The sequence below is a fragment of the Caballeronia sp. dw_276 genome (genome assembly GCF_018449635.1).
Lineage (GTDB): Bacteria > Pseudomonadota > Gammaproteobacteria > Burkholderiales > Burkholderiaceae > Caballeronia.
In genome coordinates, this window is record NZ_JAAVUV010000009.1 from 214957 (window position 1) to 235647 (window position 20691).

At 60.0% G+C, this 20691-nt stretch carries 20 protein-coding genes and 1 tRNA gene; 10 read left to right on the plus strand and 11 right to left on the minus strand.

The genetic code is table 11. From position 1 onward, the window contains the following. Nucleotides 1-8: 8 nt before the first annotated feature. The 4 genes from HB633_RS20295 to ccsA all read right to left on the minus strand — a co-directional run bounded on the left by HB633_RS20295 (nucleotide 9) and on the right by ccsA (nucleotide 5434). A complete protein-coding gene (locus tag HB633_RS20295; RefSeq protein ID WP_213779964.1) occupies nucleotides 9-3020 on the minus strand; it encodes a ribonucleoside-diphosphate reductase subunit alpha in 3012 nt (1003 codons plus the stop codon). A 543-nt stretch (nucleotides 3021-3563) separates the two neighbouring features. Next, nucleotides 3564-4148, minus strand: coding sequence for a 1,6-anhydro-N-acetylmuramyl-L-alanine amidase AmpD (gene ampD / locus HB633_RS20300; protein ID WP_213779965.1), 585 nt, complete (start codon nucleotides 4146-4148; stop codon nucleotides 3564-3566). Next, nucleotides 4145-4453 carry a PP0621 family protein gene (locus HB633_RS20305; protein ID WP_213779966.1) on the minus strand — a complete coding sequence of 103 codons (309 nt, stop codon included), beginning with the start codon at nucleotides 4451-4453 and terminating at the stop codon, nucleotides 4145-4147. The genes ampD and HB633_RS20305 overlap by 4 nt, the downstream gene beginning before the upstream one ends. Nucleotides 4454-4510: 57 nt before the next feature. Next, nucleotides 4511-5434: a cytochrome c biogenesis protein CcsA gene (gene ccsA / locus HB633_RS20310; RefSeq protein WP_213779967.1), complete on the minus strand. Its 924-nt coding sequence runs from the start codon at nucleotides 5432-5434 to the stop codon at nucleotides 4511-4513. A gap of 119 nt (nucleotides 5435-5553) precedes the next feature. On the opposite strand from ccsA, the gene ffh reads away from it, so the two are divergent. Both ffh and HB633_RS20320 read left to right on the plus strand, forming a co-directional pair. Continuing rightward, nucleotides 5554-6921, plus strand: a complete 1368-nt coding sequence (gene ffh / locus HB633_RS20315; protein WP_213779968.1) for a signal recognition particle protein — start codon at nucleotides 5554-5556, stop codon at nucleotides 6919-6921. Between the two features lie 133 nt (nucleotides 6922-7054). After that, complete coding sequence (locus HB633_RS20320; RefSeq protein WP_213779969.1) at nucleotides 7055-7606, plus strand: hypoxanthine-guanine phosphoribosyltransferase; 552 nt, start codon at nucleotides 7055-7057, stop codon at nucleotides 7604-7606. A gap of 83 nt (nucleotides 7607-7689) precedes the next feature. Here HB633_RS20320 and HB633_RS20325 read toward each other — a convergent pair whose 3' ends face one another. Both HB633_RS20325 and HB633_RS20330 read right to left on the minus strand, forming a co-directional pair. After that, nucleotides 7690-8301 carry a MarC family protein gene (locus HB633_RS20325; protein ID WP_213779970.1) on the minus strand — a complete coding sequence of 204 codons (612 nt, stop codon included), beginning with the start codon at nucleotides 8299-8301 and terminating at the stop codon, nucleotides 7690-7692. Nucleotide 8302: 1 nt separating this feature from the next. Further along, nucleotides 8303-10051, minus strand: coding sequence for a proline--tRNA ligase (locus tag HB633_RS20330; protein ID WP_213779971.1), 1749 nt, complete (start codon nucleotides 10049-10051; stop codon nucleotides 8303-8305). A gap of 230 nt (nucleotides 10052-10281) precedes the next feature. On the opposite strand from HB633_RS20330, the gene HB633_RS20335 reads away from it, so the two are divergent. Together HB633_RS20335 and HB633_RS20340 are read left to right on the plus strand one after the other, a co-directional pair. Further along, nucleotides 10282-10932 (plus strand): RNA pyrophosphohydrolase, encoded by a 651-nt coding sequence (locus tag HB633_RS20335; RefSeq protein ID WP_062000294.1) that lies wholly within the window; start codon nucleotides 10282-10284, stop codon nucleotides 10930-10932. 134 nt (nucleotides 10933-11066) lie between these two features. After that, nucleotides 11067-11621 (plus strand): CNP1-like family protein, encoded by a 555-nt coding sequence (locus tag HB633_RS20340; protein ID WP_255581030.1) that lies wholly within the window; start codon nucleotides 11067-11069, stop codon nucleotides 11619-11621. Between the two features lie 62 nt (nucleotides 11622-11683). On the opposite strand, the gene proB is transcribed toward HB633_RS20340, so the two are convergent. The 4 genes from proB to rplU all read right to left on the minus strand — a co-directional run bounded on the left by proB (nucleotide 11684) and on the right by rplU (nucleotide 14779). After that, a complete protein-coding gene (proB, locus tag HB633_RS20345; protein ID WP_213779973.1) occupies nucleotides 11684-12802 on the minus strand; it encodes a glutamate 5-kinase in 1119 nt (372 codons plus the stop codon). A gap of 48 nt (nucleotides 12803-12850) precedes the next feature. Next, nucleotides 12851-13984, minus strand: coding sequence for an Obg family GTPase CgtA (gene cgtA, locus HB633_RS20350; RefSeq protein WP_213779974.1), 1134 nt, complete (start codon nucleotides 13982-13984; stop codon nucleotides 12851-12853). 180 nt (nucleotides 13985-14164) lie between these two features. Continuing rightward, nucleotides 14165-14425, minus strand: coding sequence for a 50S ribosomal protein L27 (gene rpmA / locus HB633_RS20355; protein WP_056354760.1), 261 nt, complete (start codon nucleotides 14423-14425; stop codon nucleotides 14165-14167). Between the two features lie 39 nt (nucleotides 14426-14464). Continuing rightward, nucleotides 14465-14779: a 50S ribosomal protein L21 gene (gene rplU / locus HB633_RS20360; RefSeq protein WP_056354755.1), complete on the minus strand. Its 315-nt coding sequence runs from the start codon at nucleotides 14777-14779 to the stop codon at nucleotides 14465-14467. Between the two features lie 277 nt (nucleotides 14780-15056). On the opposite strand from rplU, the gene HB633_RS20365 reads away from it, so the two are divergent. From HB633_RS20365 to HB633_RS20380, 4 genes are all read left to right on the plus strand, one after another. Further along, on the plus strand, nucleotides 15057-16049 hold the full coding sequence (locus HB633_RS20365) for a polyprenyl synthetase family protein (RefSeq protein ID WP_213779975.1): 993 nt from the start codon (nucleotides 15057-15059) through the stop codon (nucleotides 16047-16049). 31 nt (nucleotides 16050-16080) lie between these two features. Then, nucleotides 16081-16157, plus strand: a tRNA-Pro gene (locus HB633_RS20370). Between the two features lie 116 nt (nucleotides 16158-16273). Continuing rightward, complete coding sequence (locus HB633_RS20375) at nucleotides 16274-16675, plus strand: hypothetical protein (protein ID WP_255581031.1); 402 nt, start codon at nucleotides 16274-16276, stop codon at nucleotides 16673-16675. A gap of 15 nt (nucleotides 16676-16690) precedes the next feature. Next, nucleotides 16691-17200 carry a M48 family metallopeptidase gene (locus HB633_RS20380; RefSeq protein WP_213779976.1) on the plus strand — a complete coding sequence of 170 codons (510 nt, stop codon included), beginning with the start codon at nucleotides 16691-16693 and terminating at the stop codon, nucleotides 17198-17200. A gap of 3 nt (nucleotides 17201-17203) precedes the next feature. On the opposite strand, the gene HB633_RS20385 is transcribed toward HB633_RS20380, so the two are convergent. Beyond that, the gene (locus HB633_RS20385) at nucleotides 17204-18745 is read right to left on the minus strand and encodes a DHA2 family efflux MFS transporter permease subunit (RefSeq protein WP_213779977.1); all 1542 of its coding nucleotides are present in this window, start codon (nucleotides 18743-18745) and stop codon (nucleotides 17204-17206) included. Between the two features lie 151 nt (nucleotides 18746-18896). On the opposite strand from HB633_RS20385, the gene HB633_RS20390 reads away from it, so the two are divergent. Beyond that, nucleotides 18897-19340: a MarR family transcriptional regulator gene (locus HB633_RS20390; protein WP_056354743.1), complete on the plus strand. Its 444-nt coding sequence runs from the start codon at nucleotides 18897-18899 to the stop codon at nucleotides 19338-19340. 66 nt (nucleotides 19341-19406) lie between these two features. Continuing rightward, complete coding sequence (gene cls, locus HB633_RS20395) at nucleotides 19407-20690, plus strand: cardiolipin synthase (protein WP_213779978.1); 1284 nt, start codon at nucleotides 19407-19409, stop codon at nucleotides 20688-20690. Nucleotide 20691: the final 1 nt, after the last annotated feature.

Here is a 20691-nt window from a genome sequence, read left to right on the forward strand (position 1 = left end):
GCACCTTTTTACTGGCAAGCCTCGCATTCGTCGAACCCGGCATCGCCCGGACGCATCATGCAGACCGGACCGTCGGCTTCCTGCTCAGCCGCGGACACCGCCGGCGCCGCGATTGCCGCCGCGTTGAAACCACCCGTCGATGATCCGTGCGAACCCTGCGTGCCGAAGCCGCTGCCGTTCGTACCGCTTGCACCACCCGCGCCGCCGTCCGAGTTGCCCGAGGGCACCGAGTTCAGCTGACCGTGAGCAACGGTCGATTTCTCGACGTGCGTTGCGGCCATGGTGCGGAGGTAATACGTGGTCTTCAGGCCGCGCAGCCACGCGAGCTTGTACACCTCGTCCAGCTTCTTGCCCGACGCGCCCGCCATGTAGATGTTGAGCGACTGCGCCTGATCGATCCATTTCTGGCGGCGCGACGCTGCTTCCACGACCCAGGTTGCGTCCAGTTCGAACGCGGTGGCGTAGATCGCGCGCAGATCGGCCGGAACCCGGTCGATGCGCGAAAGCGTGCCGTCGAAGTACTTCAGGTCGGAGACCATGACTTCGTCCCACAGGCCGCGTTCCTTCAGATCACGCACCAGGTACTCGTTCACGACCGTGAATTCGCCCGACAGATTCGACTTCACGTACAGATTCTGGAACGTCGGCTCGATACACGCCGACACGCCGATGATGTTCGAAATGGTCGCCGTCGGCGCAATCGCCACGCAATTCGAATTGCGCATGCCGTGCGTTGCAATCCGCGAACGCAGCTCGGTCCAGTCCATCGATGCGCTTTCGTCAACTTCCACGTAGCCGCCGCGTTCTGCCGCGAGCAGCTTCAGCGAGTCTTGCGGAAGAATGCCGCGATCCCACAGCGAACCGCGATAGCTCGAGTAACGGCCGCGTTCTTCGGCGAGTTCCGTGGATGCGTAGTACGCGTAGTAGCAGACCGCTTCCATGGAGGTATCGGCGAAATCGACTGCTTCCTTCGATGCATACGGCGTGCGCAGCAAGTGCAGGCAGTCCTGGAATCCCATGATGCCCATGCCGACCGGCCGATGCTTCAGGTTCGAATTACGCGCCTTCGCAACGGCGTAGTAATTGATGTCGATGACGTTATCCAGCATGCGCATCGCCACGCTGACCGTGCGCTTCAACTTCTCGTGGTCGAGCGCCAGCGTGCCGTCGGCCTGTTGCTTCATGTGCGCGACGAGGTTCACCGAGCCGAGATTACACACGGCGATTTCGGTGTCGCTGGTGTTCAGCGTGATTTCCGTGCACAGGTTCGACGAATGCACCACGCCGATATGCTGCTGCGGCGAACGGATGTTGCACGGATCCTTGAACGTGATCCACGGGTGGCCCGTTTCGAACAGCATGCCCAGCATCTTGCGCCAGAGTTGCGCAGCCGGAACCTTCTTGAACAGCTTCAGCTCGCCACGCGCCGCTTTTTCTTCATACGCCACGTACGCTTTTTCGAACGCCGCGCCGAACAGATCGTGCAGGTCCGGCGTGTTGGCCGGAGAGAACAGCGTCCAGTCGCCGTTTTCGTGAACGCGCTTCATGAACAGGTCGGGAATCCAGTTCGCCGTGTTCATGTCGTGCGTGCGGCGACGGTCGTCGCCCGTGTTCTTGCGCAGTTCCAGGAATTCTTCGATATCCAGGTGCCACGTTTCCAGGTACGCGCATACCGCGCCCTTGCGCTTGCCGCCCTGGTTCACCGCGACGGCGGTGTCGTTCACGACCTTCAGGAACGGCACCACACCTTGCGACTTGCCGTTCGTGCCCTTGATGTGGGAACCGAGTGCACGCACGCGCGTCCAGTCGTTGCCCAGACCGCCCGCGAACTTCGAGAGCAGCGCGTTTTCCTTCAGCGCTTCATAGATGCCGTCGAGGTCGTCGGCAACCGTGGTCAGATAGCACGACGACAATTGCGACCGGCGCGTGCCCGAGTTGAACAGCGTTGGCGTGGACGACATGAAGTCGAAGCTCGACAACACGTTGTAGAACTCGATAGCGCGTGCTTCGCGGTCGATTTCGTTGAGCGCCAGGCCCATCGCGACGCGCATGAAGAACGCCTGCGGCAGTTCGATGCGCTTGTTCTCGTTGTGCAGGAAGTAGCGGTCATACAGCGTCTGCAGACCCAGATAACCGAATTGCAGGTCGCGGTCGGCATCGAGTGCGGCGCCCAGGCGCTTCAAGTCGTATTGCTGTAGTTTTTCGTCGAGCAGTTCCGCTTCCACGCCCTGCTTGATGAAGAGCGGAAAGTATTCGGCGTAGCGCGTCGACATTTCGCCTTGCGAGACGTCTTCTTCCAGGATTTCGCGGCGGATCGTGTGCAGCAGGATGCGTGCGGTGACCTGGCTGTACGCCGGGTCCTTTTCGATCATGGTGCGCGCGGCGAGAATGGCCGAGTCGTAGACTTGCGCCATCGGCACGCCGTCGTACAGGTTCTTCACCGTTTCCGCGACGATCGGGTCCGCGTTCACTTCGCTGCCGAGATTCACGCACGCTTCGTTGATGCGCGCCTTCAACGCGTCCAGATCCAGCGGATGCGACACGCCGTTGTCGATCACATTGATGCCGAGCGCGTTCGCACGCGTTTCCGGCGCATGCGCGCGTTCCTGCGTGCGCTTCTCGCGATACAGCACGTAAGCGCGCGCCACGTTGTGCTCGCCGCCGCGCATCAGCGCGAGTTCGACCTGATCCTGAATATCTTCGATATGGAACGTACCGCCGTTCGGACGGCTGCGCACCAGCGCGCGCACGACGCTGTGCGTCAGTTGTTCAACGAGCTCGCGCACCCGTGCCGAGCCCGCGCCCTGCCCGCCGTTCACGGCGAGGAATGCCTTCGTCACGGCGATGGAAATCTTCGACGGCTCGAACGACACCACGGTCCCGTTACGGCGGATGACTTTGTAGTCGGCCAGCGTGGCGTCCGGGGCGAGCGCGCTCGCGTTCGGCTGCTGACCTTGTGCGCCGATGGGTCGCACAGAAGCGCCTTCGTAGGAAATCGTGGCGTTGTCGGTGGTTTGCATGTGCAAATCTCCTGGTGTTCGATGGTGCGGAACGTCCGCGGATTGAGATGCGTGCCGCGCGTGGCTGGCCAGTTTTTTACTGCCGGGTGCTGCTCTTGCCGACCGCGCGCGACGATGAAATTGAAAATGGTCAGCCTGGGAATTTGCCGCTGCGATCCGTACGATCACGATGGCAATTTCACTCACTACGCCTATCTGCCCCCGAGTGTCTCAACCCGACTTGCCGGCGAATTTCACGCGGCGAATCAGTCGCTTATGCGGCGTTTTGTTCTATGGCCGGAAAGCGTGCGGCGCCGGCTCTAAGAGCGGGGCGCCGCCTTGACAACACAACATATAGTGCGTTTTACGTCTCTGAGCACCAAGTATAGTGACATTCCGCACAGTCTCAAAAACTTTTATTTGCTGAGGATTTCACTAACCGGGCTTGACTTTTCGAATGCCAAAGTCGGACAAGGGATCGCGAGCTTACGAGCGCCAAACGCGCTGCAACGCAAAATTGAATGTGCGGATGTCAAGCGGTGAACGGTCGCGGAGGCCCGCGACCTACGCTTTGGCGAGGTAGGGAAAGTACCGAAGAGGAAGTTCACAGTCGTGCTGCAGCCGCAACCATTCGAAGTGCGGGCCAGGGTCCGTCTTGCGCCCCGGCGCAATGTCCGAATGGCCGGCTAAGGCATCGATTGGGTAGCGCCGCGTGACCGCGCGGACCACTTGATTGAGCGACATATACTGCGCATCTTCGAACGCGCTTGTATCGCTGCCTTCCAGCTCGATGCCCACCGAGAAATCATTGCATCGCTCGCGGCCGAAGAAATTCGATAACCCCGCATGCCACGCACGCTCGTTGCACGACACATATTGGTCGACCACGCCGTCGCGGCGAATCACGAAATGCGACGATACGCGCATGTCGCGCAACTGGTCGTAGTACGGGTGAGCATCGTGATCCAGACGATTCTGGAAAAACTCGGTGATCGCGCTGCCGCCGAACTCGTCGGGCGGCAGACTGATGTTATGAACGACGATCAACGTCGGTTCAATGCCGCCGGGACGCACCTCGAAATTCGGCGACGGCAAACGGCGCGCTGACGAATACCACCCGTCCCCGCCGATAACACCCGCTTCGCTCATCGTGCGTCGCGGCCTGTCGGGCGCGCTGCGTGGCGATGGGCGTGATCGACGGAACAGAAGCGGTGCCCCGCCGCGACGACCGATTCGCTGCTCGGCGTATGCAAGCCGCACTCGGCGCAGCGCACGAGCGGATCCGGAAGTTGCGGCGCGCTGGAAGCAGCCGGACCGCGAGAGGCGCGCGCGGCGCCGGCGCCATTACCGGGACCGGGGTGCGGATTACCGGCCGCAGCCTGGGCGCGCTTGAGCTTTTTGAAAAGCCACTGGCTCGCGAAGAAAACAAAAATCAGCAGGAGAATTTGGCGCATGAGCTTACTAATAGTAGAAGCAGTAGAAGCGGTAGAGGCGAAGTCGAGGTGAACGCGTCAGACGACCGCGCGATGCAACAGCACTTCGAACACGAAGCGGCTGCCCACATAAGCCAGCAACAACGCCACGAACGAGGCGAGCACCCAGCGCAACGCAGCACGGCCACGCCAGCCGGACACGCGGCGCGCGGTCAGCAACGCGCCGAACATGACCCACGACAGAATCGCGAACACCGTCTTGTGGTCGAGCTTGAACGCTTTGTCGACGAGTTGTTCATTGAATGCGACGCCCGAGATCAGCGTGAGCGTCAAAAGCACGAACCCCGCCGATATCAAGCGGAACAACAATTTTTCGAGCGTGAGCAACGGCGGCAAAGTATCGAGCCAGCTCGACACCCAACTGTTCGAAGTATGCCGCGTCGCCGTGCCGCGCATGTTCTGCAAACGCTTCTCCACCATCAGCATGAGGATGGCGTGAAGCGCGGCGATGGCAAACAATCCGTACGCGATGTTGGCGATCAGGAAGTGCAGCTTGAACATGGGCGCGGCCGAATACGACAACACGCGCACGCCGCCGAAGATCAACGGCATTACGGACGCCACGGCCGCAAGCGGCAGGACGAGCAACCGCAAGCCGTCGAGCGGAAAGAAGAAACTCTCGATCCAGTAGATGCCCGCGCCCAGCCAGAACATGGCGGAGAGCGCAAACGCGAAGCCGAAGACCATCGCGTTTTGCGGAAAGATGGTGGTGTGCAACAGGACGCCATGCAAAAGCAACGCAACGCCGAGCAGCACGCGTCCCATTGAACTCATGCCCGACGCCTTCGATCTCCGCCCGCTTTCCATTGCGTCGCCCAGGCGGGTGCCCGCCGGCATGCCCGCGAGCGCCGGTCCGACCGCCGTGTGGCGATGCGCGCGCCAGCCCGCTACGGCAAGTCCGCCGTAGAGAAGCGCAGTGAGGGCATACAGTACAATATCCATGATTGAAGTTTACACCAGGCCCCGAGGCCGCGACGTCTTCCCCTTTGACCGCAAGGGCCGCCAGGACGCCGTTATCGCTTAGTTACCGACACTTACCGGCCGCACTCTCACACGCTCCCATGCTAGACACACTCACTACACGGATGGCGCGCGTCGTAAAGACGCTGCGCGGCGAAGCCCGGCTCACCGAGGCTAACACGCAGGAAATGCTGCGCGAAGTCCGCCTGGCGCTGCTCGAGGCCGACGTTGCGCTGCCGGTCGTGCGCGAATTCATCGCCAAGGTGAAGGAAAAGGCGCTCGGCGAGGAAGTGATTTCCAGCCTGTCGCCGGGGCAGGCGCTGGTCGGCGTGGTGCAGCGCGAGCTGACGGCCATCATCGGCGGGGATTACGAGGGCAAGGCGGTCGAGCTGAACCTGGCCGTCACACCGCCTGCAATCATACTCATGGCCGGCCTGCAAGGTGCGGGTAAGACCACCACGACCGGCAAGCTCGCCAAGCTGCTGCGGGAAAAGCACAAGAAAAAGGTGCTGACGGTGTCTGTCGACGTGTATCGGCCGGCTGCTATCGCGCAGTTGAAAACAGTGACCGAACAGGTCGGCGCGGACTTTTTCCCGTCGGAGCCGGATCAGAAACCGGCTGACATCGCGCGGGCGGCAGTGGATTGGGCGAAACGCCATTTTCACGACGTACTGATCGTCGATACAGCCGGCCGCCTCGGTATAGACGAAGCGATGATGAAGGAAATCGCCGAGCTTCACGGCATCCTGAAACCGGCGGAAACGCTGTTCGTGGTCGACGCCATGCTCGGTCAGGACGCGGTCAACACGGCCAAGGCGTTCAGCGACGCCCTGCCGCTGACCGGCGTGGTGCTGACCAAGCTCGACGGCGACTCACGCGGCGGCGCGGCGCTTTCGGTGCGCCACGTGACCGGCAAGCCAATCAAGTTCGTGGGTGTCGCCGAAAAGCTCGACGGCCTGGAAGTATTCCACCCGGATCGCATGGCGAACCGGATTCTCGGCATGGGCGACATTCTTGCGCTCGTCGAGGAAGCGCAGAAAGGCGTGGACAGCGCCGCCGCGCAAAAACTCGCCGACAAGGTCAAGAAAGGCGGCGATTTCGATCTGAACGATTTCCGCGCGCAACTGGCGCAAATGAAGAACATGGGCGGTTTGTCATCGTTGATGGACAAGCTGCCGGCGCAATTCCAGCAGGCCGCGGCGGGCGCGAATATGGGTGTCGCCGAAAAGCAGATGCGCCGCATGGAAGGCATCATCAATTCCATGACGCTCGCCGAGCGCGCGAAACCCGACCTCATCAAGGCGCAGCGCAAACGCCGGATTGCAGCGGGCGCGGGCGTGCAGGTGCAGGAAGTGAACCGCATGCTGAATCAATACGAGCAAATGCGCGGCATGATGAAAAAACTCAAGGGCGGCAATCTGCAGAAAATGATGCGCGGCATGAAGGGCATGATGCCGGGCATGCGTTGAGTTTCTGTTTCTTTTTGTTGCCGTAGCAGTCTGTTTTGGAAGACCCGCGTTTTCGTTCGGGAACGCGGGTTTAATATGTAGCGCTACGTGCCCCGTCTCTTCTAATCTAGTTACACCCTCCCCGCCTGCTCATATGAACCGCGAAGAAGCACTCCACATTTTCAGCCACTCCGAAGAGATCGTTTCGGCGCAAGACGTGACCGCGTCGATCGTCAACATGGCGAAAGCCATCGGCACGAGCACCGGTGAAGAGTTTCCGCTCGTGCTGTCCGTCATGGGCGGCGCGGCGGTGTTCACCGGCATGTTGCTGCCGCATCTCGACTTCCCGCTCGAGTTCGACTACATCCATCTGACGCGCTATCGGAATACGACCAAGGGCGGCGACAAGATGGAATGGCGCGTGGCGCCGGCGGAATCGGTGAAGGATCGCGTGGTGCTCGTGCTCGACGACATCCTGGATGAAGGCGAAACCATGGCCGCCATTCGCGACCGGATCATGGCAATGGGCGCGAAGAAATTCCTCTCGGCGGTGCTCTGCGAGAAGCTCATCAACAAGGCGAAGCCGCTGCGTCCGGATTTTTGCGGCTTTGAAGTGCCCGACCGCTATGTGTTCGGCTGTGGCATGGACGCGAAGGGCTATTGGCGCAACCTGCCGACCATCCGGGCGCTGACTGAAGGCGCTTGATTCTTTCCCTTGCAGGGAAAAATGAAAGAAGGCCGTTTCAACTCACGTTGAAACGGCCTTCTGCTTTAATGCGTAAGAAAATGTCAGCCGCTGACCGCCAGTTGATGCACGAAGGTGCGAATCCCGGTCAGGATCATTTCCACGGATATGGACACGAGCACTAGTCCCATCAGCCGCTCGAACGCCGTCACCGCGCGTTCGCCGAGCCAGTGCTGAATCTTTTCGGCCATCACCAGCACGATGGCGCAAACGAACATGGTCACGGTCAGCGCGCCGACCCACTCCCACATCTGCCCCGGCGCCTGCGATGTCAGTAACATCACCGTAGCCAGCGCCGACGGACCGGCGAGCGCGGGAATGGCCAGCGGCACGATCAACGGTTCGCCGCCGCGCGAATCGCCGCCCATCGGGCCATCGGGATGCGGAAAAATCATCCGCAGCGCGATCAGGAACAACACGATCCCGCCGCCCAGCCGCAACGACAGATCCGTCAGGCTCATCGCGCGAAGAAAGCGGTCGCCGACGAGCATGAACATCAGCAGTATCCCGAAGGCGATCGCCACTTCACGCAGGATCACGATCCGCCGACGCTCCTTCGCCACACCACGCAACGCGTTAATGAAGATCGGGATATTGCCGAGCGGATCGGTGATCAGAATCAGCAGCACCGTTGCCGAGAGGAAGTTGTACTGCACGTTACTTCGTCACTCCACCCGCGAGCGCGGCGCGGACCTTCTCGATCACCACATTTGCAGCGTCATCGACCGGCAGCAATGTGGCTTCGGCATCGCGTCGTGCCTGATACTCGAGCTTGCCTTCCTTCAGCCCGCGATCGCCGATCACCAGCCGATGCGGCACACCGATCAGTTCCCAATCCGCGAACATCACCCCCGGACGCTCGCCTCGATCGTCCAGGATCACGTCGATACCCGCCGCCTGCAGCGTCGCGTACAGCTTGTCGGCCTGCTCGCGCACGGCGTCGCTGCGGTCATAGCCCATCGGGCAGAGCACGACTTCAAACGGTGCAATCGATTCCGGCCAGATGATGCCCTTCGCATCGAAGTTCTGTTCGATCGCCGCGCCCAGAACCCGCGTGATCCCGATCCCGTAGCAACCCATCAGCATCTTGGCCGGCTTGCCGTTTTCATCGAGGAACGTCGCGCCCATGGCGTCCGAGTACTTCGTGCCGAGCTGGAACACGTGGCCCACTTCAATGCCGCGGCAGATTTCGAGCGTGCCTTTTCCATCCGGCGACGGATCGCCCACGAGCACATTGCGGATGTCCGCCACGACCGGTTCCGGCAGATCGCGGCCCCAGTTCACGCCGGTAATGTGATAGTCCACCTCGTTCGCGCCGACCACGAAGTCGCTCATGTTCGCGACCGTGCGGTCCGCGATCACCTTGATCGGCTTCTTTGTGTTGATGGGGCCGAGATAGCCGGGCGGCGTGCCGAAGGTATCGATGATTTCAGCTTCAGTCGCGAACCGGTAACCCGCGAGACCCGGCAACTTGCCCGTCTTGATGTCGTTGAGCGAATGATCGCCGCGCAGCATCAGCAACCAGATGGTTGCTTCGGCGCCTTCGTTTTCGGTCGCGAGAATGATCGACTTGATTGTCCGTTGCAGCGGAATGTTCAGCAACTCGGCCACCGCCTCGCACTTCGCCTTGCCCGGCGTCGCCGTCTTCTTCATCTCTTCGGCCGGCGCCGCGCGCGTGGCGTTGAGCGGCAAGGCCTCGGCTGCTTCGACGTTCGCCGCATAGTCCGATGCCGGGTTATACGCAATCGCGTCTTCACCGGTATCCGCGATCACGTGGAACTCGTGCGAACCACTGCCGCCAATCGATCCGTTATCCGCCGCGACCGCGCGGAATTCCAGGCCGATGCGCGAGAACACGCGCACGTAGGCATCAAACATTTTCTTGTACGACTCGGCAAGACCTGCCTGATCGCGATCGAACGAATATGCGTCCTTCATGATGAACTCGCGTCCGCGCATCACGCCGAAACGCGGACGGATTTCATCGCGGAACTTCGTCTGGATCTGATAGAAGTTCACCGGCAATTGGCGGTAGCTCTTGATCTCGCGGCGCGCAATGTCCGTCACCACTTCTTCGTGCGTCGGCCCGACCACGAAATCGCGGTCATGACGATCCTTGATACGCAGCAATTCCGGCCCGTATTGCTCCCAACGACCCGATTCCTGCCAGAGTTCGGCCGGCTGCACCGCCGGCATCAGCAATTCGAGCGCGCCGGCACGATCCATTTCTTCGCGCACGATGTTTTCCACCTTGCGAATGGAACGCAGGCCGATGGGCAGATAGCTATAAATACCGCCGGCCACGCGGCGGATCATGCCTGCGCGGACCATGAGCTGGTGGCTGACGATTTCTGCGTCGGTGGGGGCTTCTTTCAGGGTGGCGATAAAGAAACGGGATGCTTTCATTCAAAAATCTTCCAAAGCGGAGCGCGTCGATTGAATGGGCGGTGAGCGCCCAATCGTGCTGAACGTGCGGAACGAGTGAACGACGGGACAGCGATGCGGGGCGCAAACCATAGCGCCGCCCGCCTCAACGCCCAGGCGAAACGAATGCCCGAATTCGGGTTCGTGCCGGTGCGCCAGGCCCGTTATCTGTTTATAATCAAAGCAATTTTAAAGGATTCGAAGGTGGTTGTATGCTGGATCGTGAAGGCTTTCGCCCGAACGTCGGCATCATCCTCTTGAACGCGCACAACGAAGTGTTTTGGGGCAAGCGGCTGCGTGAACATTCCTGGCAGTTTCCGCAAGGGGGCATCAAGTACGGCGAGACCCCTGTGCAAGCGATGTATCGGGAGTTACACGAAGAAACCGGTTTGCTGCCGGAACACGTCAAGGTCGTGGGTCGAACCCGCGACTGGCTGCGTTATGAGGTGCCGGACAAGTTCATCAAGCGCGAAGTGCGCGGGCATTATCGCGGACAAAAGCAGATTTGGTTTTTGTTACGCATGGTAGGCCGCGACTGTGACATTTGTTTGCGTGCGACTGATCATCCGGAATTCGATGCCTGGCGGTGGAACGAATATTGGGTCCCGCTTGACGCGGTGATCGAGTTCAAGCGTGATGTATATCAGCTTGCGCTCACGGAACTTTCTCGCTTCCTGAGGCGCGCAGCCGTGCGTGCCGAGCGCGCGGAACATTTGGCGCGTCACGCCAACCGGTATCCGCGCGTGATTGGGAGCATGACCATGGAGGACGCGACCGTTTCTGCCAACGGTCAGGTCATTCAGGCAGAATGTTCGGTGACCGAAGAGCTGCATATCTACGCACAACGTCCTTCGCGGGATTAGGACGTGTGTCATCCAAAGCGGCGGCGCGGCAACGCTCGCCGCTTTTTTTCGTGTGGCGTCGGAAGTGGGCCTCAGGCAGCGCGAGGCTCAATCCGTTTGCAGTCGCCGCTGCATCAACCTCAGGGATTCAAGAATTGAAAGCCATTGCATTGTTCGCGGCATCCGCGGCAGCCCTTGCCGTGCTCGCCGGTTGCGGCAGCTCGAAGCCGACCAACAAGGACGACAGCGCGTTTGTCTATTTGATGGACCGCAAGCCCAACTGGACCGAAAACAAGGTTGAGACCATTCCGCCTCTGCCGCAGCAAGGCAACCTGATTCCGTTCACGGTTTCCCAGAACACGCCGCTCAGTTTTTTCATCGATAAAAACTCGCTCAGCGTCGGCGATGACGGCGTGATTCGCTACACGGTCGTAGTGCAAAGCCCGGCGGGTGCGCGCAACGTGAACTATGAAGGGATTCGCTGCGACAACTTCAACTGGCGCCTCTATGCAAGCATCAACGAGGACCAGACCGGTTGGGACCGTGCGGTGGAACGCGATTTCACGCGCATTGAAACCGGTGAACTGAATGCGTATCACTCGGCCCTGTATCAGGATTACTTCTGCGCAAACAAGCTGCCGACTGGAACGGCGAAGCAGATTCTATCGAACATCCAGATGAAGCGGACTGCGGTATCGAATTACCACTAAATCGATAGCACGCACTTAGACAAAAAAGCCGCCAATTGGCGGCTTTTTAAATAATGATCGCGTCAGGCAAGCACCAGATTGTCTCGATGAATCAGTTCAGGCTCCAGCATGTAGCCAAGCACCGTCTCAATTTCGCCGCTGGGCTTGCGCTGGATAAGCCGCGCCTCGGAACTGCTGTAATTGGTGATGCCGCGCGCCACTTCCCGTCCATCGGAATTCATGCATGCGATCACTTCGCCACGCGCAAACGCGCCATGGACGTCGATAACGCCGATTGGCAGCAGGCTTTTGCCGCCTGCGGTCAGCTTTTCGACTGCGCCGTTGTCAATGACAACATGTCCGCGCACCTGCAAATGATCGGCCATCCACTGCTTTCTCGCAGCAATCCGCGCCGTCCGGGCGATAAGTTGCGTGCCGATCAGCTCTCCGGAAGCAAGCCGCGTCAGGACATCTGATTCCCGCCCGCTCGCGATCACGGTATTCGCGCCGCTGTGCGCCGCGCGTTTCGCCGCGAGAATCTTGGTCAACATGCCACCGCGTCCGAGACTCGAGCCCGCGCCGCCCGCCATGGCTTCGAGTTCCGGCGTTCCTGCATCCGCCTGCTCCACCAGAGTCGCCGACGGATCGTGGCGCGGATCGGCCGTGAACAGACCACGTTGATCGGTGAGGATGATCAGCGCGTCGCCTTCGATCAGATTCGCGACCAGCGCGCCCAGCGTGTCGTTATCGCCGAATTTGATTTCGTCGGTAATGACCGTGTCGTTTTCATTGATGATGGGCACGCAGCCCAGGCGCAGCAAGGTCAGCAGCGTGGACCGCGCGTTCAGATAGCGTTCGCGGTCAGCCAGATCGGCGTGGGTGAGCAGAATTTGGGCGGTCCGAATACCGTGCTTGCCGAAACTGCTTTCGTAGACCTGCGCCAACCCCATTTGCCCGACCGCGGCGGCCGCCTGCAACTCGTCGATTTCGCGCGGCCTTTTCGTCCATCCAAGCCGATGAATCCCTTCGGCAATCGCGCCCGAACTCACCAGCACGACTTCCTTGCCCTGCTCGCGCAATGCGGCGATCTGCGAGGCCCAGCGCGCGATGGCAGCATGATCGAGCCCGCGACCATCGTTTGTGACGAGGCTCGATCCCACTTTCACTACGAGTCGCTTCGAAGCGGCTATGACGGAACGCATCTGACGCATTTCTCCTCGAATTTGCCTCGATCCACGGGCCTGATTTTCTTACGCTTCGTCTTCGTCGTCTTCTTCGATTTCCGGCGCACGTTGAGGAGCGGCAGTCGCGGGTTCATCGCGGAAACGCACGTCCGCAGCGAGATCTTCGGCTTCCGCCGCGCGCGACGCGTCCGAGTTCTTCGAGATGTAGTCGAAAATGGCGTAGGTCAGGCCTTCACAACCCTGGCCGGTCAGCGCCGAAATTTCGAACACCGGACCGTCCCATTCGTACCGCTTGATGAAGTCCGCCACGCGTGCCTTGCGCTCATCGTCCGGAACCATGTCCAGCTTGTTCAGCACCAGCCAGCGCGGCTTTTCGTACAGCGCTTCGTCGTACTTGCGCAATTCGTTCACGATTGCGCGCGCTTCCTGAACCGGGTCGACGGCTTCGTCGAACGGGGCCAGATCGACCAGGTGCAACAGCACGCCGGTGCGCTGCAAGTGCCGCAAGAAGCGGTGACCGAGTCCCGCACCTTCTGCCGCGCCTTCGATCAGACCCGGAATATCCGCGATTACAAAGCTCTTTTCCGGCCCGACGCGCACCACGCCGAGATTAGGCGCGAGCGTGGTAAATGGATAGTCCGCGATTTTCGGCCGCGCATTCGATACCGACGAGATAAAAGTCGACTTCCCGGCGTTCGGCATGCCGAGCAGACCGACGTCGGCGAGCACTTTCAGCTCGAGCCGCAACATGCGCCGGTCGCCGGGCTTGCCTTCGGTTTTCTGACGTGGCGCGCGGTTCGTGCTCGACTTGAAATGCAGGTTGCCGAGGCCGCCCGCGCCGCCATGCGCAATCAGCACGCTCTGGTTGTGCTCGGTCAGATCGGCGATCAGCTCGCCCGTTTCCGTATCCGCGATGATCGTGCCGACCGGCATGCGCAAGACGATGTCGTCGCCGCCCTTGCCGTAGCAGTCCGCGCCACGGCCATTTTCGCCGTTACGCGCCTGATGCTTCTTGGCATACCGGTAATCGATCAGCGTATTGATATTGCGATCTGCGACCGCATACACGCTGCCGCCCCGGCCGCCGTCGCCGCCGTCCGGTCCGCCGAACGGGACGAACTTCTCGCGCCGCATCGACGCGCTGCCATCCCCTCCGTCTCCGGCGATGACTTCAATTCTCGCTTCGTCAATGAACTTCATGAGTTGCTCCGTCCCGTGTTTCAGCGGTGTTCCGCTATTTTGCCGCGACCAGCCGATGCCAGCCACTAGACCATTCGATATATGTCACCAGCTGGGTGGTCAAAAAAACCAGCCAATAAAAAAGGCCCCGCGAACTTCGCGGGGCCTGTTCCGGTCCTGAAGCCCGTGCCTATATGTTACTTAGGCAGCCGGGACTACGTTGACCAGATGCTTCTTTGCTGCGCCCTTCGTCGTGAACGTGACGTGGCCGTCAGTCAGCGCGAACAAGGTGTGATCCTTGCCAATGCCGACGTTGTCGCCCGGGTGCATGCGCGTGCCGCGCTGGCGAACAATGATGCCGCCCGCGTTGATTGCCTGGCCGCCATAAACCTTCACGCCGAGGCGCTTTGATTCTGAGTCGCGACCATTGCGGGATGACCCGCCTGCTTTTTTGTGTGCCATTTGATAGCTCCTTGACCGTTTAGCTTATCGACTCAACGCTTACGCAGCGTTGATAGCGTCGATACGCAGTTCGGTGTAGTTCTGGCGATGGCCAGCGTGCTTTTGGTAGTGCTTCCGGCGACGCATCTTGAAGATCGTGACCTTCTTGTGACGACCCTGGGACACGACGGTACATGTGACGGAAGCCCCACTGACCAGCGGTGCACCGAACTGAATCGATTCACCTTCGCCTACTGCGAGAACCTGGTCGAGCGTGATTTCAGCGTCAATGTCTGCCGGTATCTGTTCTACTTTCAATTTTTCGCCGACAGCAACTTTATACTGCTTGCCACCGGTTTTTATGACCGCGTACATTGAGAACCTCACTCTGAATTCATTTTTCCGCACACCGTGCGCGAAAACGCGTGATTATACAGAGAGTTAGGCTCTCCGTCAAAACCCTTGTTGGTCGCGAAACGCGCGGCCGCCACGCCGGGATTAACGCGAAGACGGCCGGGCGCACGCAACAATATCCTGATTAATACCGCAACATCCTGTACTTGAGGCAGACACGGCGCGAGAGGGACGTCTATTAGAGGCGTCTATCGGCCGATTCGCCTTATAATTCGCGGCACTACCCTAATTGCCGATCATGTCGTCCACAGCCACTTCCTCCCCAAACGCCGCCAACGTGCTCGAGCCTATCGCCGAGGACATGCAGCAGGTCAATCGCGTCATCCGGCAGCGCCTGGCATCCGAAGTGATGCTGATCAACCAGATTTCCGAGTACATCATCGGGGCCGGCGGCAAACGGCTTCGTCCTGCGCTGCTGCTTCTGGTATCGGGCGCTCTCGGCGATACAACCGGCCACCGGCACGAACTGGCCGCGGTCGTCGAGTTCATCCATACGGCGACCTTGCTGCACGACGACGTAGTCGACGAATCCGATCTCCGGCGCGGCCGCAAGACCGCGAACGCGCTGTTCGGCAACGCGGCGAGCGTGCTGGTCGGCGACTTCCTGTACTCGCGTTCGTTCGAGATGATGGTCGGCGTAGGCAAGATGCGCGTGATGGAAATCCTGTCGGTCGCGACCAACGTGATTTCCGAAGGCGAAGTGCTGCAGTTGCTGAACATGCACGACCCGGATGTGGACGAAGCGCGTTACATGCAGGTGATCCGCTACAAGACGGCGAAGCTTTTTGAAGCGGCGGCGCAGCTCGGCGCCGTGCTTTCCGGATCGGACGCCAAGACGGAAGCGGCAGCGGCGGAATTTGGCCGGCGCATTGGCACGGCGTTCCAGATCATGGACGACTGGCTCGATTACACGGGCACGGCTGAATCCATGGGCAAGAACGCCGGCGACGATCTGCGCGAAGGCAAACCCACTCTTCCGCTCATCTACTTGATGGAGCATGGAACAGCGGAACAGGCAGCGCTTGCACGCGAAGCCATCGAGCAAGGCGGCACCGATAAATTCGATACTATTTTCGAAGCCATCACCACGTCCGGCGCACTCGATCACACGCTGAAATGCGCACGTCAGGAAGCGCAAGCCGCCGCGAATGCAATTTCTTCGTTTCCGGATTCCATTTTTAAAGAGAGCCTGCTAGAATTATGTTCTTACTCGACGGCAAGACAGTCCTGAAAAGGAAACAAACCGTCTCTGAGTGAATATTCGGGGTGTAGCTTAGCCTGGTAGAGCGCTACGTTCGGGACGTAGAGGCCGGAGGTTCGAATCCTCTCACCCCGACCAGAATTGATCAAAAAACCGCCCAGCTTGCTGGGCGGTTTTTTGTTTTGGGGCTGGTTTTTGCGTGCGGGTATCGAGTGGTCGTGTAGTTACTTTCCTGCTTTACTGCCGGGGACATCATGGGTTTATCGAGCATTGCATTGCCGCCGATGTCCGTCGCGCGACGCCTCGCGCTTGCGTTTGTGTTCCTCTGGTTCGCGATCGGCGGGGTCTGTCATTTCCTGTTCATGCCGCTGTTCGTGCAGATCGTGCCGCCGTTCGTGCCCGTGCCTATCCTGGCCGTGATCGTCAGCGGGATCTTCGAATTGCTCGGCGCCGCCGGCATCACGATCAAACGCACTCGCCATATGGCTGGAATCGGGCTCGCGCTTTTGACCATCGCGGTGACGCCGGCCAACGTTTTCATGCTCCAGCATGCCGAGCGTTTTCCGGGCATTCCCGTCTGGCTCCTCGTTGCACGCCTGCCGCTTCAGCTTGCGTTGATCGCGTGTATCTTGTGGAGCACGCGTCGCACTCACTAAGTAATTGGTATCGCCATGCTTCCTCTCAAATACCTGAGCGCGTATCCGGAAACGCTTCAGGACAAGGTCCGCAAGCTCATTGCGGATGACAAACTCGGCATGTATCTCGCTGATCGATATCCGCATCGGCATGCGGTGCAGTCCGATCGCGCGTTGTACGAGTACACGACCGACCTCAAGCAGGAGTTTTTGCGCGTGGCGCCGGCTATCGACAAGGTCATGTACGACGCCAAGCTCGACGTGCTGCGTCATGCGCTCGGTTTGCATACGGCGATATCCCGTGTGCAAGGCGGCAAGCTGAAAGCGAAGAAGGAGATCCGCGTGGCGTCGCTGTTCAAGGAAGCGCCGCCGGAATTCTTGCGCATGATCGTCGTGCACGAACTCGCGCATCTGAAGGAAAGCGATCACAACAAGGCGTTTTACCGGCTGTGTGAATTCATGCAGCCCGGGTATCACCAGATCGAGTTCGATCTGCGCGTGTACCTGACGCAGCGCGATATCGCGCGCGATTCTTCCATCAAGTAGTTCTCAATCCGCCGCCGCGTGCACGAGGGTTTCGCCCGGGATCGGCCGCGCGGGACGGATCAGCAAAACCAGCGGCACGACCAGCAAGGTCGCGACGAACATCAGCTTGAAGTCGTTCAGGTACGCGATCATCTGCGCCTGCTGGTTGATCGTCTGGTCCATCAGCGCGAGACTCATCTGCGAACCGGTTTCGAGCATGGGTTGCATCGACGGATTGAAGACGTTCACGTTCGCCGAAAGATCCGCGTGCGCGACCTGCGTGCCGCGCGTCATCATGGTTTGCACAATCGAAATGCCGATACTGCTGCCAATGTTGCGCATCAGGCTGTAGGTTGCGGTGCCGTCGGCACGAAGCTCGGGCGTCAAGGTCGAGAACGTCAGCGCGCTCAGCGGCACGAATACGAAACCCAGTCCAAAGCCCTGGATCACACCCGGCCACACGATGTCGGACACCGACAGCACCAGCGTGTATTGCATCATCTGCCATAACGCGAACGCCGAAATCAGGAAGCCCGCGAGCAGCAGAAGCCTTGCGTCGGTGCGACGCAGCATGCGGCCCGCGATCAACATGGCGAACATCGTGCCCGCGCCGCTCGGGGCGGTGACAAGACCCGTGGTCGCGACGGGATAGTTCATCAGGTTTTGCAGCATCGGCGGCAAGAGCGCGCGAGTGGCGTACATCACCGCGCCGATCACGAAGATGAAAAATACGCCGGTCGCGAAGTTGCGGTCCTTCAAGAGCTCGTACTTGAAGAACGACCGCTTGCCTGCCGTCGCGGTGTGCGCGAGAAAGAAGATGAAGCTGAGCGCCGCAAGAATGGCCTCGATGCGAATTTCTGTCGAACCAAACCAGTCGAGCTGTTCGCCGCGATCGAGCATCGCCTGGAATGCACCGATCGCCAAGCCTAACGTGGCAAAGCCGAATGCATCGAATTTCACGCCGTGTTTCGCGGCGCGCGCCGGCAGGAAAGTGAACACGCCAAACAACGCAAACGCGCCGATGGGCACGTTGATGAAGAACACCCAACGCCAGTTGTAGCTGTCGGTGAGCCATCCGCCGAGCGTTGGCCCGAGTATCGGCCCCACCATCACGCCCATGCCCCAGACGGCCATTGCCTGGCCTTGCTTTTCGCGCGGGTTGATATCGAGCAGGATGGATTGCGAAAGCGGCACGAGCGACGCGCCGAATATGCCCTGCAGCAAACGCGACGCAACAATCTGCGCGAGCGTTTCCGATAACCCGCACAACGCGGACGCAAGCGTAAATCCGCCAATCGATATGATCAGCAAACGCTTTGTGCTCAGGCGATCGGAAAGCCAGCCGGTGAGCGGCGTGGCAATGGCCGCGGCAACGATGTACGACGTCAGCACCCACGTGATCTCGTCCTGCGACGCCGACAGCGTGCCCTGCATATGCGGCAACGCAACGTTGGCGATTGTGCTGTCGAGCGTCTGGATCAGCGTGGCAAGCATGATCGAAACGGTCAGCATGGGCCGGTTGAGCGGCACGTTTGCAGCGCTCAACGACGTTGATTCTGAGGACATTCAGGCGCCGGATCGTTGGATCGAATAGTAAGCATGCTTATTATAAACATGCTAATGATCGTCACAAGATGTCATTAACCCGGATAAACCCGTACGTTGCGACACGCCTTATCTTCCGGTAATTGCGTGCATCTTTCGTATAATCCCCTGCATGGAAACGCATCTCGACAAGCGCTTTGGATTTCTGATCTCGGACGTGGGGCGCCTGTGCAGCAAGCGCTTCGACGAACTCGCGAAATCGTCCCTCGACCTCACGCGGGCGCAATGCCGCGCGCTCGCGTATCTGTCCCATTTCGGCGATGTCAATCAAGCGCGCCTTGCTGACCTGCTGGAAGTCGCGCCCATATCGGCGGGCCGTTTGCTCGACCGGATGGAGGAAGGCGGCTGGATAGAACGCTTTTCCAATCCCGACGACCGCCGCGAGCGAACGGTGCGCATGACGGCCAAGGCCGAAGGTGCGCTGGGCCGCGCGCGGCGCGTCGGCGACTCGGTCGCGACCGAAGCGCTCGCTGGCCTCGACGCAGAAGAACGCGCGCAATTGATCTCTTTGCTGCGCCGCGTGCGCGTCAATCTCAGCACGATCGTGGACGAATAAACACAGAAGGTCCGGGTCTTGCTACGAGGCGTGTCGCATCCCGCGCCGCCCTCTTTCGGATCCGACATGCTCCTTTTTGCCATCCCGCTTACGGTTCTGATCACGCTGATTGTCGTGGTGATCCTCGCGAATTTTGTAAGCGGTGAGAAGAAGGTCGAACACAATATCGACCGGTTGTACCCAAGCGACGACCCGCAATTCATCCGCTCGATGAGCCTACTGCTCGGGCCTCCGGTGACATCGGGGAACCGGTACCGCGTGCTGCTCAACGGCGACGAAATCTTCCCATCGATGCTCGACGGCATCCGCTCCGCCAAAGAAACCATCACGTTCGAGACGTTCATCTACTGGTCCGGCGAGATCGGGGCGCAGTTTGCAGCGGCGTTATCCGAGAAAGCGCGTTCAGGCGTGGCCGTGCACGTCCTGCTCGACTGGGTAGGCTGCAAGAAAATGGACCACAAGTATCTGGAGCAATTGCGCCAGGCCGGCGCCGAGGTCATCCAGTATCACAAGCCGCATTGGACCGGCCTCGGACGCATGAACAACCGGACGCATCGTAAGTTGCTGATCATCGATGGACGTGTGGGTTTCACCGGCGGCGTGGGGATTGCCGAAGAATGGACGGGCCACGCGCAGGACGAAAAGCACTGGCGCGATACCCATTTCCGCGTGGAAGGCCCGGTTGTCGGGCACATGCAGGCGGTGTTCATGGACAACTGGATCAAGGTGACCGGCGACGTGCTGCACGGTCCGAAGTATTTTCCCGATGTCAAACCGCTGCCCGAAGGCGAAGCGAGCAATGGCGTCGCGCACATGTTCAGCAGTTCGCCGACGCACGGCGCGGACGACATGGAACTCATGTACTTGATGGCGATCACGGCGGCGTCCGAACGGATCGATCTGGCGAGCGCGTATTTCGTGCCGGACGGTCTTGCGATCAACGCGCTGGTCGAAGCCGCCCGGCGCGGCGTAAAGGTGCGGATTGTGACGCCGGGAAAACATATCGATACCCATACCGTGCGCGAGGCGTCACGCGCATGCTGGGGTGATCTTTTGGCGGCGGGCATCGAAATTCACGAATATCAGCCGACCATGTTTCACTGCAAGCTGCTGGTGGTGGATGAATTCCTCGTATCTGTGGGATCGACGAATTTCGACAGCCGTTCGTTCAAGCTCAACGACGAAGCCAACCTCAATATCTACGACCGCGAATTTGCCAGGCAGCAAAGCGCGATCTTCGACGCCGATATAAAAAATTCGCAGTTGGTCACGTATCAGGACTGGCTGAATCGGCCCGCGCTGGAAAAGCTGATCGAGAAAGTCGTGCCCTTGCTCGACTGGCAGCTTTAAC